The sequence below is a fragment of the Turicibacter sp. TJ11 genome, from assembly GCF_021497505.1.
Lineage (GTDB): Bacteria > Bacillota_I > Bacilli_A > MOL361 > Turicibacteraceae > Turicibacter.
Map to the genome: position 1 here is coordinate 1,805,505 of NZ_CP069349.1, position 17,526 is coordinate 1,823,030.

General features: G+C 39.3%; 14 protein-coding genes, 20 tRNA genes and 2 rRNA genes. All 36 read right to left on the minus strand.

The features are described from left to right. Positions 1-12: 12 nt before the first annotated feature. The 36 genes from cls to JRC48_RS08755 all read right to left on the minus strand — a co-directional run bounded on the left by cls (position 13) and on the right by JRC48_RS08755 (position 17,511). Positions 13-1,533: a cardiolipin synthase gene (cls, locus tag JRC48_RS08580; RefSeq protein ID WP_235069183.1), complete on the minus strand. Its 1,521-nt coding sequence runs from the start codon at positions 1,531-1,533 to the stop codon at positions 13-15. A 115-nt stretch (positions 1,534-1,648) separates the two neighbouring features. Beyond that, positions 1,649-2,428, minus strand: coding sequence for a tRNA1(Val) (adenine(37)-N6)-methyltransferase (locus JRC48_RS08585; RefSeq protein ID WP_235069184.1), 780 nt, complete (start codon positions 2,426-2,428; stop codon positions 1,649-1,651). Between the two features lie 101 nt (positions 2,429-2,529). Continuing rightward, positions 2,530-3,390 (minus strand): stage 0 sporulation family protein, encoded by an 861-nt coding sequence (locus JRC48_RS08590; protein WP_235069185.1) that lies wholly within the window; start codon positions 3,388-3,390, stop codon positions 2,530-2,532. Between the two features lie 2 nt (positions 3,391-3,392). Then, complete coding sequence (holB, locus tag JRC48_RS08595) at positions 3,393-4,373, minus strand: DNA polymerase III subunit delta' (RefSeq protein ID WP_235069186.1); 981 nt, start codon at positions 4,371-4,373, stop codon at positions 3,393-3,395. 30 nt (positions 4,374-4,403) lie between these two features. Beyond that, positions 4,404-5,036, minus strand: coding sequence for a dTMP kinase (tmk, locus tag JRC48_RS08600; RefSeq protein ID WP_235069187.1), 633 nt, complete (start codon positions 5,034-5,036; stop codon positions 4,404-4,406). A gap of 299 nt (positions 5,037-5,335) precedes the next feature. Further along, entirely contained in the window at positions 5,336-5,860 is a 525-nt protein-coding gene (locus tag JRC48_RS08605; RefSeq protein WP_235069188.1) for a transposase, read from the minus strand. A gap of 18 nt (positions 5,861-5,878) precedes the next feature. Beyond that, the gene (locus JRC48_RS08610) at positions 5,879-6,562 is read right to left on the minus strand and encodes an IS110 family transposase (protein WP_235069189.1); all 684 of its coding nucleotides are present in this window, start codon (positions 6,560-6,562) and stop codon (positions 5,879-5,881) included. A 584-nt stretch (positions 6,563-7,146) separates the two neighbouring features. Then, positions 7,147-7,497 (minus strand): YolD-like family protein, encoded by a 351-nt coding sequence (locus JRC48_RS08615; protein WP_235069190.1) that lies wholly within the window; start codon positions 7,495-7,497, stop codon positions 7,147-7,149. 167 nt (positions 7,498-7,664) lie between these two features. Continuing rightward, on the minus strand, positions 7,665-8,432 hold the full coding sequence (gene truA, locus JRC48_RS08620) for a tRNA pseudouridine(38-40) synthase TruA (protein ID WP_235069191.1): 768 nt from the start codon (positions 8,430-8,432) through the stop codon (positions 7,665-7,667). Between the two features lie 11 nt (positions 8,433-8,443). Next, a complete protein-coding gene (locus JRC48_RS08625; RefSeq protein WP_235069192.1) occupies positions 8,444-9,232 on the minus strand; it encodes an energy-coupling factor transporter transmembrane protein EcfT in 789 nt (262 codons plus the stop codon). A gap of 3 nt (positions 9,233-9,235) precedes the next feature. Beyond that, entirely contained in the window at positions 9,236-10,096 is an 861-nt protein-coding gene (locus JRC48_RS08630) for an energy-coupling factor ABC transporter ATP-binding protein (protein ID WP_235069193.1), read from the minus strand. After that, complete coding sequence (locus JRC48_RS08635) at positions 10,072-10,902, minus strand: energy-coupling factor transporter ATPase (protein ID WP_235069194.1); 831 nt, start codon at positions 10,900-10,902, stop codon at positions 10,072-10,074. Before JRC48_RS08635 ends, JRC48_RS08630 begins: the two co-directional genes overlap by 25 nt. A gap of 57 nt (positions 10,903-10,959) precedes the next feature. Then, positions 10,960-11,325, minus strand: a complete 366-nt coding sequence (locus JRC48_RS08640) for a NusG domain II-containing protein (protein WP_235069195.1) — start codon at positions 11,323-11,325, stop codon at positions 10,960-10,962. Positions 11,326-11,764: 439 nt separating this feature from the next. Next, a complete protein-coding gene (ahpC, locus tag JRC48_RS08645; RefSeq protein WP_235069196.1) occupies positions 11,765-12,328 on the minus strand; it encodes an alkyl hydroperoxide reductase subunit C in 564 nt (187 codons plus the stop codon). A 326-nt stretch (positions 12,329-12,654) separates the two neighbouring features. Further along, a tRNA-Leu gene (locus JRC48_RS08650) sits at positions 12,655-12,738 on the minus strand. 6 nt (positions 12,739-12,744) lie between these two features. Beyond that, positions 12,745-12,820, minus strand: a tRNA-Lys gene (locus tag JRC48_RS08655). 5 nt (positions 12,821-12,825) lie between these two features. Next, a tRNA-Val gene (locus JRC48_RS08660) sits at positions 12,826-12,901 on the minus strand. Between the two features lie 6 nt (positions 12,902-12,907). Then, a tRNA-Phe gene (locus JRC48_RS08665) sits at positions 12,908-12,983 on the minus strand. Positions 12,984-12,991: 8 nt separating this feature from the next. Next, positions 12,992-13,067: transfer RNA gene (locus JRC48_RS08670), tRNA-Asp, on the minus strand. Positions 13,068-13,071: 4 nt separating this feature from the next. Then, a tRNA-Met gene (locus JRC48_RS08675) sits at positions 13,072-13,147 on the minus strand. 17 nt (positions 13,148-13,164) lie between these two features. Beyond that, positions 13,165-13,257, minus strand: a tRNA-Ser gene (locus JRC48_RS08680). A gap of 18 nt (positions 13,258-13,275) precedes the next feature. Beyond that, positions 13,276-13,352, minus strand: a tRNA-Ile gene (locus JRC48_RS08685). A 12-nt stretch (positions 13,353-13,364) separates the two neighbouring features. After that, positions 13,365-13,441 (minus strand) — tRNA-Met (locus JRC48_RS08690). Positions 13,442-13,469: 28 nt separating this feature from the next. After that, a tRNA-Ala gene (locus JRC48_RS08695) sits at positions 13,470-13,545 on the minus strand. Between the two features lie 15 nt (positions 13,546-13,560). After that, positions 13,561-13,637 (minus strand) — tRNA-Pro (locus JRC48_RS08700). Between the two features lie 5 nt (positions 13,638-13,642). After that, positions 13,643-13,719: transfer RNA gene (locus tag JRC48_RS08705), tRNA-Arg, on the minus strand. Between the two features lie 9 nt (positions 13,720-13,728). Beyond that, positions 13,729-13,817 (minus strand) — tRNA-Leu (locus tag JRC48_RS08710). 41 nt (positions 13,818-13,858) lie between these two features. Further along, positions 13,859-13,934, minus strand: a tRNA-Lys gene (locus JRC48_RS08715). A gap of 5 nt (positions 13,935-13,939) precedes the next feature. Beyond that, positions 13,940-14,014, minus strand: a tRNA-Gln gene (locus JRC48_RS08720). Between the two features lie 9 nt (positions 14,015-14,023). After that, positions 14,024-14,108 (minus strand) — tRNA-Tyr (locus tag JRC48_RS08725). Between the two features lie 3 nt (positions 14,109-14,111). Then, positions 14,112-14,187: transfer RNA gene (locus JRC48_RS08730), tRNA-Thr, on the minus strand. 13 nt (positions 14,188-14,200) lie between these two features. Continuing rightward, positions 14,201-14,276 (minus strand) — tRNA-Val (locus JRC48_RS08735). Between the two features lie 6 nt (positions 14,277-14,282). After that, a tRNA-Glu gene (locus tag JRC48_RS08740) sits at positions 14,283-14,359 on the minus strand. A gap of 15 nt (positions 14,360-14,374) precedes the next feature. Continuing rightward, positions 14,375-14,451 (minus strand) — tRNA-Asn (locus JRC48_RS08745). A gap of 9 nt (positions 14,452-14,460) precedes the next feature. Then, a 5S ribosomal RNA gene (rrf, locus tag JRC48_RS08750) occupies positions 14,461-14,569 on the minus strand. 51 nt (positions 14,570-14,620) lie between these two features. After that, positions 14,621-17,511 (minus strand): 23S ribosomal RNA (locus JRC48_RS08755). Between the last annotated feature and the right edge of the window lie 15 nt (positions 17,512-17,526).

The window sequence follows — 17,526 nt, forward strand, 5'->3', positions numbered from 1 at the left end:
TCACCATCCTCTCTACATAATCGCTGAAAATAATTGAGCAAATGACTGAACAAAACGCGTCATGAGTGATCGGTTTTTCCAATCATCATATTGAACTTCAGTTGATCGTGAAAAATCTAAATTAAAATCATCAAGTAATTGTTGAACGGATGTTGTTTGATAAAGCATCACGTTGACTTCAAAATTCAAATAAAAACTTCGAATATCCATGTTCGTCGTTCCAATCGTTGCAATCTGTTCATCAATCATTATCACTTTAGAGTGACAAAAAACACCATCATAAGTGTAAATTCGAACACCAACCGCTAATAACTGTTCAAAATAAGACTGGGTAGCATGATAAACAAATTTTTTATCCGGACGTCCTGGAACAATGATTCTAACGTCAATTCCTGAAAGAGCCGCATTTCTTAAAGCAACAATCATATCAAAATCGGGAATTAAATAAGGAGTAATAATGTAAATACTGTGAGTAGCATCCATGATCATACGAAAAATTGATTGTTTAATCGGAGCAATACTTGATTCAGGTCCTGCCTGAATGATTTGAACACCGCCATCTTCTTCACATTTTATCGTTTGATAGTATTTAGGATGGCTTAATTGTTCACCTGTTGCAAAAAACCAATCGCTCGCAAATAAGACAGCTAAATCATGAACTCCTTCTCCTTGTAACAAAATAGACGTATCTCGCCAAAATCCAAACTTCACGGAACGATGAATATATTCATCTCCAATGTTGATACCACCTGTAATGCCGACTTTTCCATCCACAATAACAATTTTTCGATGATTTCGGTGATTAATTTTATTTGATAAAAACGGAATCCAAACTTTATCGAATTCAGCAAATATAATACCTGCTTGTTTCATTTTTGAAATAGCCGCTTTTGCCATCCGTTTATTTGATCCCATCGCATCGATTAAAACTCTAACCTCTACTCCAGCTTGAGACCGTTCAATTAAAGCATCAATAATTCTCATTCCCATCTCATCGCTATGGAAAATATAATATTCTAATAAAATAAATTCTTCTGCATTTTGGATAGCTTCAATTAAAGCGGGAAATTTTTGTTCTCCATTCGTTAAAATACGTGTTTTCGTTTTAAAAGTGACATCGTTTTGACAAGTCGTTTGATTCAATTTAACTAATCGTCTAGACTCAGAAATCAGTTCAGTTTTAACTTCATAATGATCATAATGATGAACAGGGACTTGATAATTAGGACCTAACTGCTTCATCCGACGGCGATAACGAAATGTTTCTCTAAATCCATTTCCAATCATCATGTATAAAATGAGTCCAACAACAGGAAACAGTGCAATAATAAAAAGCCAAGGTAATTTATTTTTGGAATTGGAGTAAATAAAAATAATCAGCCATAGCAAAATTGAAACAATTGATAATCCAATATAAATTAAACTTCCAGTAGCAATGGCAACACTATCGATAAAGGTTGAATAAATAATACTTGAAAAATAAACAACTAACGTTAAAATAGCTAGTACAACAATTACGATTGACTTCTTCATCTGAATCACCTAAAACTAGTCTGTCCATCGATTTAAGTCTTTATAACTAATCTTTTAACTTATCCACCGCCTAACCACTATGAAAAAAGCGCTGAATCTCATTCAACGCCTTTTGCTATTCCTCTTTTTTACCAAGCATAAATAACTCTAAAATTTCTTCACTATAATTTAAGCTCTTTTCGTTTTCATAAACAAACAGCGGATTTTCAACACGAAGATTACCAGGATTACCACCTTTAATTCCTTCAATTAAAAGAACATTGGCTTCACGATTAATTCGTGGATAAACAAGTCGCATACGTTTAGGCTCAATTTTATATTTTCTAAAAGTTTCTATAATATCAACTAAACGATCAGGTCGGTGAACCATCGTAAAACGACCACCTTGTTTTAATAGTAACGATGCCTCTTTTACCACATCATCAAGGGTCGCTAATACTTCATGACGCGCAATCGTTAAATAATCATTTTTATTTAAATTGCTATCTGGATTCACTTTAAAATACGGTGGATTACATGTTACCACATCATGAGCGAATTTTCCGATTTTTTCATGAATTCCTTTTAAGTCTCCTTGTACAATCGTAATACGATCTTCAAGGTTATTCACAGCAACATTACGAGTCGCTAAATCATACGACTTATCTTGAATTTCAACCCCTATGATTTGAGCTTTTTCACTACGAAGTGATAAAAATAAAGGAACGGGCGCATTTCCTGTGCATAAATCAACGATTGACTTAGCATTTTTATTTAACGTCGCATAGTCACCTAGTAAAGTCGAGTCTAATGAGAAATTAAACATTTCTGGATTTTGAATAATTTTTAATCCATCATAACCGAGTAAATCATTTAAAACTTCATTTTCTTTTAAAAACTTTTCTTTTTCTAACAAATCAAGCACCATCCAATAATAGAATCTTCCTAAGACAATGTCCTTCATCATGATGAAGGACATTTTAATATTTAAATGTATAGAGTCGTTCACTAAATCATTTAGTCAATAAGTTGTTTTAATTCTGGATCAATTGGGATGTCTTCCTTTTTAACTTTGCGATCAATAATTTTAAGAATTTCTGAGGCTTCATGTTTACGAATCGTATCTTTATACTCAACCATTAACGTTTCAGAAATCATATTAATTGAACGAACACGTCCCTCACCTACTTCAGTTAAAACACGATTTCCTACATCAGGTAATCGTTTCATTAACTCAACGTACGTTTCATTTTCATATTTCAAACAGCATAATAGTTTTCCACAAATCCCTGAAATTTTTGAAGGATTTAATGATAGTTGCTGATTTTTAGCCATTTTAATTGTCACCGTCGCAAACTCGCCTAAAAATGACGTACAGCATAACACACGACCACATGGCCCTAATCCACCAATCATCTTAGCCGCATCTCGAACCCCAATTTGACGAAGCTCGATACGAAGACGGAAGGTATACGCTAAATCTTTAACTAATTGTCTGAAATCGACACGCTCTTCTGCCGTAAAATAAAAAATTAATTTCGTACGATCAAACGTATATTCACATCCAAGTAATTGCATGTCTAATTTATTTTTAACAATCAATTGCTCACAAACCTCCATGGCATGAGCTTCATCCTCTTTATTTTGACGATGCTTTTGTACATCCTCTTCCGTCGCGATTCGCATCACCGGTTTTAATGGCAAGAACACATTCTCTTCACCTACTAGTTTAGGAGCAATGACAACCGTCCCAAACTCCATCCCACGAATGGTCTCAACTAAAACATAATCGCCAACTTTAAGTTCAAATCCACTTGGATCAAAAAAGTATTTCTTTCCAACGTGTTTGAACTGAACCCCTACTACTTCATACTGCATACTTAAATTCCTCCTCTCATCTGTAAAAATAACTGATCGAAACAAAGCATTAAATTTGCATTAGCTATCAGGCGCTTCTCTGCCTCTAGCATCGCGCGTAACTTATTTAAACATGACGTCATTGTATTACATTGCTCACTTGCTGAAAGTGAAGACGAATAAACTCTAAAAGCAAGTTGATCCGTCTGACCTAGCTTCAACTTGAGTACATCCTCATAATAAATCATCAATAATTTTAAATATAAAAACTGAGACTCTTTTTCCTTAAATAACTCTTGATATTGCATCAGTAAAATGGAAGGATCAAGCTTTGTCTTAACAAAACAATCTTCCGTTTTTAAAACCAAATCAACTAATGATGCCAAACGTTTTGATTGAGCAAGCAGTATTCCTTCCTCTAAATTTTGTGTTAATGCTGCTACAATCGAAGCATATTGATGAATTCCTGCTTCAACATATTGGTTAATTAATTCTTCTTGAGATAACGATTTAAAAGAAAGGACGACTGCACGTGAACGAATAGTTGGTAGTAACATTTGCTTATTTTCTGTTAATAAAAGAGCGTATGTATTTTTCATCGGCTCCTCTAAAAACTTTAATAAACTATTGGCTGCACTCACCGACATCTTATCAGCATCTTCAATGATATAAATCTTAGCAGAGTCTTCCGCTGCCATCTTTGAAAACTCAGATTGCAACGTTTGAATCTGTTCCTTTTTAATATTATTTCCTTCTTTACGAATCACATAGACATTAACATGTCCTTCTTGATCAATCATTTGGCAACTACGACAAGTTCCACAAATTTTATCCTCAGATTCGCATAATAACATTTTAGCAAAATTCTTAGCCACCGACAACTTTCCAACACCTTTAGCCCCTTCTAAGATGTATGCATGAACTAAACGGTTTTTACGATAACTATTCACTAAAAATCGGACAACTTCAGATTGTCTTGTCTTAATTTGCTCCCATCCGCGCACGCACGTCACCTCCTTTCAAATCCTCACTCATTATTTTTTTAACTTAGCTAAAATAAGTGAACAAATGGTTTCAGATAATTCTTCAATTGATTGGGTTGCATCGACTGTTACAATGCGATTTGGATGATGTACCGCTTGTATTTTATAACCTTCATAAACTGACTCATGAAAAGCTAATCCTTCTAAATCTAAACGATTAACTTCACGAGATTTATTAGCTGCAATACGAGCTAATCCTAACTCTGGTTTAATATCGAAAAAAATTGTTAAATCTGGCATAAATCCTTCAATTGCAAATTGATTAATCTCTCGTACTTCATCCATTCCAATTCCACGAGCATAGCCCTGATAGACAATTGAACTATCCACAAAGCGATCGCATAACACGACACGACCTTCATCCATTGCTGGCTTTACCTTCTCAACTAAATGTTGACGACGGGCAGCAGCGTAAAGTAAGGCTTCGGTACGACCGTCCATCTCCGTATGATCACGATCTAAAATGACTTCACGAATTTTCTCGGCAATTTTAATCCCACCTGGTTCACGGGTATAAAGTGTCTCGATTCCGAGTGTTTGTAACTTCTTTATCACCTCGTTTGCGATTGTCGTTTTACCGGCTCCTTCTCCGCCTTCTAATGTAATAAATAGTCCTCCACTCATCGTCCTAACTCCTTCATTAAAAAATCAAATATCAAACAACATTATCTCACAAATAACTTCTATTTTAAAGTAAATTGTCTTCACCTACTTATGGTTTAAAAAGAAGTTTTATGAATTTCTTCATTCTACTATGAAAATAAATACAAACTCCCTCCACGAAGGCAGCTTTGAAAAGACCTCCCTTGTAGGCCTCGAATCTTATCATAAAATACCGTCAAAAGAAAGGCGACCTTCGACAATATTTGTTTGTCTTTAGCTGTTTTAAATTCCTTATTTTTTACGATAATAAATTATCCGACTCACTTTACCGTTGAATGTTCATCAACTCTATATCCTAAAGCAGCTAACTTTTTCAGGTATGAGTTAATTTTTTTCTCGGTATTAAATTGATGGTAGTAGTCGGATCCTAAATCAATAAATTCCTGGCCATCTTTCGACATATGATAGATGGCTATTAAAATAGAATGAGCGACCGCTAAGGTGGCTCTATTTTTTCCTCTTTTGACAGCGATTCGTTGATATTGGGCATGAAAAAAGCTATTTTTATTTTTAGAGGCTGATTTCGCAACTTGAGCGAGTGTCGATTTCAGTATCTTGTTTCCTTTACGGGTTTTCCCGCTTTTTCTTTTGCCCGCACTTTCATTATTTCCAGGAGCTACACCTGCCCATGAAGCGAGATGTCCTGCACTGGGAAACTGATTCATATCCAATCCAATTTCAGCTAAAATAATTTCTGCACTCTTCTTTCCGATGCCAGGAATTTGTTCAAGTTTCTTAATGGCTTCCCAATACTCTGCCATATACGTATCAATGATGATGTCCATCTCTTCAATTCTTTCGGATCATTCGCGAAGATGTGTGAGAACTTGTTTCATCATCGTTTTTTGAAAAGGGGTTATTATTCCTTCCATCGCCTCTGTCACCTCTTTAACAGAAGCTGATATCCGACTGATTATTAAGGTTTCAGCTGTTTTTTCATCCATCATTTCATCATTGTTTAAAACATAATCTAATAGATTCATGGTTGTTTTACCTGTTATCGTTGAAAGAATCGAACTGATTTTAATATTGGCACCTTCTAACATTTTTTGAAGCCTGTTAAGGGCGCGGGCTCTTTCTTCAGTTATTGCCTTCCGATAACGTGTCGCTTCTCTTAATTCGCGTTGTTCACGACTTGGGATAAAACTTGATTTAAGTAAACCGTGACGGAGTAAATCAGCTAACCAAGCACTATCCAATACATCTGTCTTTCGGCCAGGAACAGCTTTAAAGTCTTTGGCATTAACAACCATATACTTTAATCCGCGCATTTCAAAAATATTGACAAGAGGTTTCCAATAAACAGAAGTCGACTCCATCGCAACCATTTCACATTTGTTTCCTTCAAGCCAATCAACCATCGCTTTGATATCTTTTGTTTTGGCACTAAACTCCTTGATTTCTTGCTTATGGCCTTTACACAAACAAGCCACCCATTTCATCTTGTGCACATCAATCCCACAACACGTTTGGTAAACAACATCCATCGTTTAAATTCTCCTTTGAATATAATTGACGTACAATATCAACTTCATGATTGTTATTCTACTATGCGTCCTCAGGGACAAAATGTGGTTCAAAGAGAAGTTGTCAGGACAGTCTATATATCGGTCTATTCGATCCAAGAAACATCGTCCTTGATTGTACAACGTATTGTGGACGATTCTAAAAATAACATTCAATGCACCGTTTATTTTCGTTTATTGTGGTGCCCTCCAGGCGTGATGGTCTATGTAGAAACAGAAATGTATTTTATCATTGTATATCAGTCTTAGTTAAGCAATTACTTTAATACTGAGGCAGACTATAGTCCAGCTAAAAGTTTTCCGATATGAAAAACTTATCTGGACTTATATATATAATTGATGAAAAATATAAAATATCGTTTCATCACTTGAGTGATCATTTTATTATCTGTGGAAAACTTTTAGCTAAGCACTATTTTTTATTATTTATGCAGTCATGAACTAAGATTTACACTAAAAGATCAATAACATTTATATCTACACTCTTTACTTTTGAAACAAAAAAAGCCATTGTTAGATGGCCTTTTTACTACTCTATTCAAAAACTATTCTTCTACTGTTTCTTCTTCGATTTTAACATCAATAATTTGACTAAATACTACACGTTTTAAGCTTGAATCTGTAATCACTAAAAGTTGTTCATAATGCTCATCATAGTGAGAAATAGTTCCTGATACAACATTCGATTCACCATTTTCATCTTGTACTGTAATTTCAACTGGTAATTTATCATCAAACGCACGCTTTAACCCTTTATACCCTGAAGTTTCTTTATTTGTAATGACTTGAGTATATTTTGAAAGATTTTCAAGATTTAAAGCGTCATTAGGTTGAATCATGCTCTGCGTCGGTTGATCTTGCCGACTAAATAATTTATTTATGAATTTTAGTGCCATATTTGCCTCCTGTATAATTCAACAAATAACTCGTTGCTCCCCTTAATCACCCTATCTACTATAAATTATAACACAAACTCTTTGATAAACAAACAAAGACCTTATAATTATATTTTCATTTTTCTTTATCTAAGTTCTTAAAAGACAGCAACTGACAAATCTCTAAGCTACTCTTCAATATCTATCAACGGTTGTAAGACGCTATCAGGATATTCGACACGTTGTAAATAAAGCCCTTGTGGTTTTGCAGTATGTCCCGCTGCTCGACGATCCTTCATTTCTAGTATCTTTTTTATATCCTCTGGCTGTTTTCGACCTTCACCGACTTGAATTAACGTTCCAACCATGATTCGAATCATGTAGCGTAAAAATCCATTTCCAACAAAAACAAAGGTTAACTCACCTTCTTCATCAAGTAACTTGGCTTGGTAAATAGTACGTTCTTTATTGATTTCATCTAAGTTTCCACAAAAAGAAGTAAAATCATGCGTTCCTAATAAATAAGTCATCGCTTCTTGCATCTTTTCCACATTAAGTGGGCGACGATGATAATACACATAATTTCTTTTCATCGGATTGTACGTATTTAATGATAACTTATAGCGGTATTCTTTAATCTTACCATGATAGCGTGAATGAAATTCTGGATGAACTTCTTGGCTATCAAGCACATATATATCTTCTGGTAACATTGAATTAAGTGCTCTTACATAACGTGTTCCATCCATTTTATTGTCACTATCAAAATGAAACACTTGTCCATACGCATGAACGCCTGTATCTGTACGTCCTGAACTATGAATAGTAATTGGTACTTTACAAATCTTCTCTAATGCTGCTTCAATCTCACCTTGAACTGTACGTTGACCTGGTTGACGTTGATAACCGTTAAATAACGTTCCGTCATACGCCACCCTACACATAATTCTTTTCATAATTCGCCACCTTAAAAAATAATTGCTCCCACTAAAAGAGATCCACAGACTAAAACTAAAAAAGTATCTGATAATTTCCAACATAAACGGTTAATGCTCGTTCTCGCTCGTCCCGGGACATAACCTCGGACTTCCATTGCATTGGCAAGCTCATCCGCACGTTTAAACGATAAGATGAACAACGGAACAAGCAATGAAATTAACTGCATGATCTTATCTTTAAACTTTCCTTCACTAATATCTACACCACGTGACGCTTGCGCCTTTAAAATCTTTTGCGTCTCTTCAAATAAGGTCGGCACAAATCGAAGTGCAATTGAAATCATCAGGGCAAGCTCAGAGACTGGTAATCCTATCTTCTTAAATGGATTAAATAATGATTCTAAAGCTAACGTTAAATCAGATGGTTTCGTTGTCAACGTTAGAAGAGTTGAGATTAATACAATGATGACTAAACGGATACTCATAAAAAAACCTAGATTTAATCCTTGATCATAAATTCCAATTGGACCTAAATAAAAAATAACTTCACCTTGTCTATTAAAAATGACTTGTAAAAAGAACGTTAAAATAACAAAGAAAAAAACTGGTTTTAAACTTCTCATGAAGTAATCTAATGGGATTTTAGTTAATCTCATAGCGACTAGCTCTGCAACAACAAGTAATCCCATAAACAACCAACTATTAATCATAAAACTTGAAACAACAAATAGTGAGGTTGCTAAAATCTTAGCACGAGGATCTAGTCGATGCCAAAACGATTGTCCAGGTAAATACTGACCAATAACAATTCCATTCACCTCTTATTCCCTCCCTATTAATGATTCAATTTGACTGACAAATTCATCGGTTGTTAACGGTAAATCACTTAGCGATAGATTACATCTTTTCGCCAACTCGTAATAATTTTGAGCCGCAATTGGAAGTGTAATTCCACATTCGTTTAGGATATTAACCTCTTTAAACACCTGTTGTGGGGTTCCTTTTAACTTCATGACTCCACGATGCATAACTATCATTTCTTGTGCATACTCGGCAACTAAATTCATGTCATGTGTGACTAAAACAATGGTTTTTCCATATTCTTGATGTAAAGTTTTAAACATTTCCATCATTTCATGTTGACCTTGTGGATCTAATCCGGCGGTTGGTTCATCTAAAACTAAGACATCCGGATTCATTGCTAAAATTCCTGCAATCGCGACGCGGCGCATCTGTCCACCACTTAAATTAAACGGAGATTTCTGTAAAACTTCCTCATCTAATCCGACTAACCTTATGACATCATGTGCTCGCTGACGAGACTCTTCTTCTGATACGCCATAATTCATTGGTCCAAACATAATATCTTTTTCAACGGTTTCTTCGAATAACTGATACTCAGGAAACTGAAAAACTAAACCGACGTACTGGCGAACTTCTTTCAGACCTTTATTTTTTTCATCTGATTTAATAACTTTCTCACCAATACAAATACATCCACTACTTGGCTTTAATAAGCCATTCATATGTTGAATTAGTGTTGATTTCCCGGAACCTGTATGACCAACAATAGCTAAAAATTGCCCAGCTTCAATATCAAAGTTAATATCATACAGTGCGCGTTGTTCCATTGGAGTATTCGCATTATAAATATGATTTACCGATTCAAACTTAATTTGCATAACTCACTCATCAACTCCTCATCACTTGTACAAATATCACTTAAAATTCCTTTTTTCTTTAAATCATAAGATGCCTTGACTGCAAAAGGAACATCTAATTTCACCGATTCTAATTGCTCTTTTTGTGCAAAAACTTCTTTGGGTGTTCCTTCTAAAATAATCTCACCCGCATTCATAACAATAATACGATCACTTTGAACCGCTTCGTCTAAATGATGGGTAATCATAATAATCGTTTTATCCTTATCTTTAGCTAACTCATGAATTAATTCCATGATATCTTGTCGACCTTGTGGATCAAGCATCGCTGTTGCTTCATCTAAAATGATAATCTTTGCACCAAGTGCTAATACTCCGGCAATAGCTACACGCTGTTTTTCTCCACCACTTAAACGGTGAGGTTCTCGATCTAAAAAGCGTGTCATTCCTACCTTCTGTGCATATTCTTCGACTAAACGATTCATCTCATCATAATCGACACACTTATTTTCTAGTCCAAATGCAATATCATCTCGCACTGTACTTCCAACAAACTGATTATCAGGATTTTGAAAGACAATCCCGATTTTTTGTCGAATATCAAAAACAGTATCCTCAGTTAATAACTGATTATCCACAATGATGCTTCCACCTTGAGCTTCTACTAATCCAACGAGTAACTTAGATAACGTTGACTTCCCAGAACCATTATGCCCTAAAATAGTCACAAACTCGCCTGATTTAATCGATAAACTATAGTCTTTTAAGACAGATTGATTTTCTTCATAACCAAATGTAACATTTTCTAATCGAATCATCTCTGACATAAGTCTCCACCACCCTCTTCAATTTAACTTTTTTATGAAATAAACTTAATCAATCAATTAAATAGCCATGCCGTCTAATTCCGCTTGATTACTACCTACAATTTCAATCACTAAATAATGAGGAGCACAAATAACACTTTGCCCCACACGATTTAATGTCCCAATGGCGATACAGTCATGATCTGGACAGTCCGCTTCCTCAATACGAACCCCACTATGATCAACAATAATCTTATTATAACCTAGTTCAGTCGCAACTTCATACACATGTTCCTTCCCATCTAATGGAACACGAGCATATTCTTCTCCCTTTAAAGAAATAACAACTTCAGGATGATCTTTTGACTGTAAAGCGAAGGTTGTAAATAAAAGACCAGTGATGACAACTACAGCTATGATAACATACATATCAAAACGTTTCATATACAAATTCCTCCAACGTCAACTTTACTTTTTATACCTTAACATTATAACAAGATTTTTAATTACTTGTCATGAAAATCCAATTGAAGTACACATAATTTTGGAAAAATATATACATTGACTGATAAGAAATAATTTCCTATTAAAATAAGAGTATCACAAGTAATAGATACCATACTAACTATAAAATTTATTAAGCACTATGATGATAACTTTATTATTGTATGTAAATTGTCTAATTAAATAAATACATCCTATTATTTACTTCTAAAATCTTAGTATTATCCTACATCTTCTAACTTGAGAATTTACAGAAAAACTGAATTCCATATCTGTATATGATAGGTTATTAGTTAATTAGCATCAGTTAACACAATTATTTATTATTAAAAAGCAAATAAAAAAAGAGAAGAATACCTTCTCTTTTTTATCAGTTATCTTATAATTTACCTACTAAGTCTAAGCTTGGTGTTAATGTTTCAGCACCTGGTTGCCACTTAGCTGGGCATACTTGATCTCCATGCTCAGCAACGAATTGTGCAGCTTGTACCTTACGTAATAACTCTTCAGCATTACGTCCAATTCCATTATCATGGATTTCATATGCTTTAATTTTTCCTTCTGGATTTACAATGAATGTTCCGCGTAATGCTAAACCTTCTTCTTCAATCATCACTTCAAAATCACGAGTTAACTTACCAGTTGGATCAGCTAACATTGGATATTGAATTTTTGCGATTGTTTCAGAAGCATCTGCCCATGCTTTGTGAACGAAGTGAGTATCTGTAGATACAGAATATAACTCACACCCAATTTCTTGGAATTTAGCATAGTTATCAGCTAAATCTCCTAATTCAGTTGGACAAACAAATGTAAAGTCTGCTGGATAGAAAAAGAATACAGACCATTTTCCTTTGACTGATTCTAAAGTAACCTCTTTGAAATCTCCATTATGATATGCTTGAACAGCAAACTCTTTAACTTCAGTATTGATTAATGACATAATTATTTCCTCCTCATATATAGTAATCATTATCGATATTGTTATTATATATTTCTTTCAATATAAAGTCAACAGATAAACTTCTAATAATTCACTTAGTTTATATCCTAAATAAAAAAGACATCAATCATTATCTCGTAAACACAAGAAAAACGATTGATGTCTTAGATTGTGTGTCAAATAGATCTTATTAATCTACTAAAATAATATAAAAAAACCAGTTATTTAAATATAACTGGTTTCTTTAATATGCAATGGTATATTTTTTTCTGAAAATAAAAAAAGATAAAACTTATAAAAATCTTACCTAAGTTTATTTAAATAAATGGTGCGGGTGACAGGAGTTGAACCTGCACACCAAAGGTACTAGAGCCTAAATCTAGCGCGTCTGCCAATTCCGCCACACCCGCATAAAATGGTGTCCTGCAGAGGACTCGAACCTCTGACCCTCTGATTAAAAGTCAGATGCTCTACCAACTGAGCTAGCAGGACTTTTATGGTGGAGGATGACGGGCTCGAACCGCCGACCCTCTGCTTGTAAGGCAGATGCTCTCCCAGCTGAGCTAATCCTCCACTTGATGGTGGCTTGGGACGGAATCGAACCGCCGACACAAGGATTTTCAGTCCTTTGCTCTACCGACTGAGCTACCAAGCCTTCTTAAATGGCGGTCCAGACGGGAATCGAACCCGCGATCTCCTGCGTGACAGGCAGGCATGTTAACCGCTACACCACTGGACCTTTTTGGTTGCGGGGACAGGACTTGAACCTGCGACCTTCGGGTTATGAGCCCGACGAGCTACCAACTGCTCCACCCCGCGATGTTTTTTGATATATATGGCGGAGGAAGAGGGATTCGAACCCCCGCGACGCTTTCACGCCCTGTCGGTTTTCAAGACCGATCCCTTCAGCCGGACTTGGGTATTCCTCCGTATATCTTTTAGCAAACTGGTGGACCCTGTAGGACTCGAACCTACGACCGATCGGTTATGAGCCGATAGCTCTAACCAACTGAGCTAAGGGTCCGGGTCTTTCTCATGGTAGCGGAGGAGGGACTCGAACCCCCAACCTCACGGGTATGAACCGTACGCTCTAGCCAGTTGAGCTACTCCGCCTGATTTGTTTGCTTTTATTCAATTTAATTGGTGGAGACTAGGGGGATCGAACCCCTGACCTCCTGCGTGCAAGGCAGGCGCTCTCCCAGCTGAGCTAAGTCCCCATGATATTATTTTAATGGTCGGGAAGACAGGATTCGAACCTGCGACCCCCTGGTCCCAAACCAGGTGCTCTACCAAGCTGAGCCACTTCCCGTTTTATGGCGCGCCCAAGAGGAGTCGAACCCCTAACCTTTTGATCCGTAGTCAAACGCTCTATCCAATTGAGCTATGGGCGCTTTTTAAGTTGGTGCCTAGGGCCGGAATCGAACCGGCACGGGTGTCACCACCCGCAGGATTTTAAGTCCTGTGCGTCTACCAGTTCCGCCACCCAGGCATTTTTTATTTCAAGGCACGCACCTTATCTTTTCATAAAAATGGTGTCCTGCAGAGGACTCGAACCTCTGACCCTCTGATTAAAAGTCAGATGCTCTACCAACTGAGCTAGCAGGACATCATTGGCTGGGCTAGCTGGATTCGAACCAGCGCATGACGGAGTCAAAGTCCGTTGCCTTACCGCTTGGCTATAGCCCATCATTTAAGTGGTGGTGGGGGACGGATTCGAACCGCCGAACTCGGAGAGAGCGGATTTACAGTCCGCCGCGTTTAGCCACTTCGCTACCCCACCAACTGGTGCCGGAAGCAGGACTTGAACCCGCAACCTACTGATTACAAGTCAGTTGCTCTACCAATTGAGCTATTCCGGCTGTTATTTAATTATGGTGGAGGATGACGGGCTCGAACCGCCGACCCTCTGCTTGTAAGGCAGATGCTCTCCCAGCTGAGCTAATCCTCCACTTAATGGTGACCCGTACGGGATTCGAACCCGTGTATGCATGCGTGAAAGGCATGTGTGTTAAACCGCTTCACCAACGGGCCATTAAGTTTATTTAATGGCGCCCCAACTAGGACTCGAACCTAGGACCCCTTGATTAACAGTCAAGTGCTCTAACCAACTGAGCTATTGAGGCATTTATTCGGCCCAGCGACGTCCTACTCTCGCACTTGCGTACTACCCTCGGCGCTAAGGAGCTTAACTGCTGTGTTCGGTATGGGAACAGGTGTGCCCTCCTTGCCATCATCACTAGACCTCTGAAAGATTCGTTAATCTTCCAAAACTAGATATCTTCTTCAGTTTCGTTGGTTAAGTCCTCGATCGATTAGTATCAGTCCGCTCCATGTGTCACCACACTTCCACTCCTGACCTATCCACCTCGTCGTCTTCAAGGGATCTTACTTCTTTCGAATGGGAAATCTCATCTTGAGGGGGGCTTCACGCTTAGATGCTTTCAGCGTTTATCCCGTCCACACGTAGCTACCCAGCGATGCTCCTGGCAGAACAACTGGTACACCAGCGGTGTGTCCATCCCGGTCCTCTCGTACTAAGGACAGCTCCTCTCAAATTTCCTACGCCCACGACGGATAGGGACCGAACTGTCTCACGACGTTCTGAACCCAGCTCGCGTACCGCTTTAATGGGCGAACAGCCCAACCCTTGGGACCGACTACAGCCCCAGGATGCGATGAGCCGACATCGAGGTGCCAAACCTCCCCGTCGATGTGAACTCTTGGGGGAGATCAGCCTGTTATCCCCGGGGTAGCTTTTATCCGTTGAGCGACGGCCCTTCCATTCGGTACCGCCGGATCACTAAGCCCGACTTTCGTCCCTGCTCGACTTGTAGGTCTCGCAGTCAAGCTCCCTTCTGCCTTTACACTCTTCGAATGATTTCCAACCATTCTGAGGGAACCTTTGGGCGCCTCCGTTACTCTTTGGGAGGCGACCGCCCCAGTCAAACTGCCCACCTGACACTGTTCCCTGACCCGATGAGGGCCACGGGTTAGAACCCCAGTAACACAAGGGTAGTATCCCAACAGCGACTCCACCAAGACTGGCGTCCTGGTTTCTTCGTCTCCTACCTATCCTGTACATGTGCCACCAGTGCTCAATATCAAGCTACAGTAAAGCTCCACGGGGTCTTTCCGTCCTGTCGCGGGTAACCTGCATCTTCACAGGTACTATGATTTCACCGAGTCTCTTGTTGAGACAGCGCCCAGATCGTTACGCCTTTCGTGCGGGTCGGAACTTACCCGACAAGGAATTTCGCTACCTTAGGACCGTTATAGTTACGGCCGCCGTTTACTGGGGCTTCAATTCAAAGCTTCGCTTGCGCTAACCTCTCCTCTTAACCTTCCAGCACCGGGCAGGCGTCAGCCCCTATACATCACCTTGCGGTTTAGCAGAGACCTGTGTTTTTGATAAACAGTCGCCTGGGCCTATTCACTGCGGCTTGCTTTCACAAGCACCCCTTCTCCCGAAGTTACGGGGTCATTTTGCCGAGTTCCTTAACAAGAGTTCTCTCGCTCATCTTAGGATTCTCTCCTCGCCTACCTGTGTCGGTTATCGGTACGGGCACTTACTAAATTAACCCTAGAAGCTTTTCTTGGAAGCGTGACGTCAGTTGACTTCGCCTATTGGCTTCGGCATCACAGCTCAATGTTATGCCATGCGGATTTGCCTACATGACCACCTCACTGCTTACACGTGAATCCATTCACACGCTCAACTTAGCCTTCTCCGTCACTCCATCAGTTTAATAAGTGGTACAGGAATATCAACCTGTTGTCCATCGGCTACGCCTTTCGGCCTCACCTTAGGTCCCGACTTACCCAGGGCGGACGAGCCTTCCCCTGGAAACCTTAGGCTTTCGATGGATAGGATTCTCACCTATCTTTCGCTACTCACACCGGCATTCTCACTTCTAACCGCTCCACAGCTCCTTCCGGTACTGCTTCTCCGCTGTTAGAACGCTCTCCTACCACTGACTCTAAAGTCAATCCGCAGCTTCGGCGGTCCGTTTAGCCCCGGTACATTTTCGGCGCAGAGTCACTCGACTAGTGAGCTATTACGCACTCTTTAAAGGATGGCTGCTTCTAAGCCAACCTCCTAGTTGTCTGTGCATCTCCACATCCTTTTCCACTTAACGGACACTTGGGGGCCTTAGCTGGCGGTCTGGGCTCTTTCCCTTTTGACCATGGACCTTATCACCCACAGTCTGACTCCCGATGATATCTATCTGGCATTCGGAGTTTGATTGAGATCAGTACCCCGAGGTGGGGCCATCACCCATTCAGTGCTCTACCTCCAGTAGACTTAACATCGAGGCTAGCCCTAAAGCTATTTCGGAGAGAACCAGCTATATCCGTGTTCGATTGGAATTTCACCCCTAGCCACAAGTCATCCAAGCACTTTTCAACGTGCCCTGGTTCGGCCCTCCAGTCAGTGTTACCTGACCTTCAGCCTGCTCATGGCTAGCTCACACGGTTTCGGGTCTACAACATCGTACTCATCGCCCTATTCAGACTCGCTTTCGCTACGGCTCCGCATCTTCTGCTTAACCTCGCACGATATCGTAACTCGCCGGTTCATTCTACAAAAGGCACGCCATCACCCATGAACGGGCTCTGACTAGTTGTAGGCACACGGTTTCAGGTTCTCTTTCACTCCCCTTCCGGGGTTCTTTTCACCTTTCCCTCACGGTACTGGTTCACTATCGGTCACTAGGTAGTATTTAGCCTTACGAGATGGTCCTCGTTGATTCCGACGGGATTCCACGTGTCCCGCCGTACTCAGGATTCCTTCCATGCATTTCACAATTTCACCTACGGGACTCTCACCCCCTACGGTTGGCCTTCCCAGACCATTCGGCTATCATGATTTGTCAATTCTGAAGGTCCTACAACCCCGGACAAGTCCGGTTTGGGCTCTTCCCACTTCGCTCGCCGCTACTACGGGAATCGATCTTTCTTTCTTTTCCTCCAGGTACTTAGATGTTTCAGTTCCCTGGGTCTGTCTCCAATCTGGCTATGTATTCACCAGATGGTGCTAGCGTATCACCACTAGCGGGTTTCCCCATTCGGATATCCCCGGATCAATGCTCACTTACAGCTCCCCGAGGCGTTTCGCCGTTTGTCGCGTCCTTCGTCGACTCCTAGTGCCAAGGCATCCTCCGTGCGCCCTTATTCACTTAACCTATTTTAAATCTATT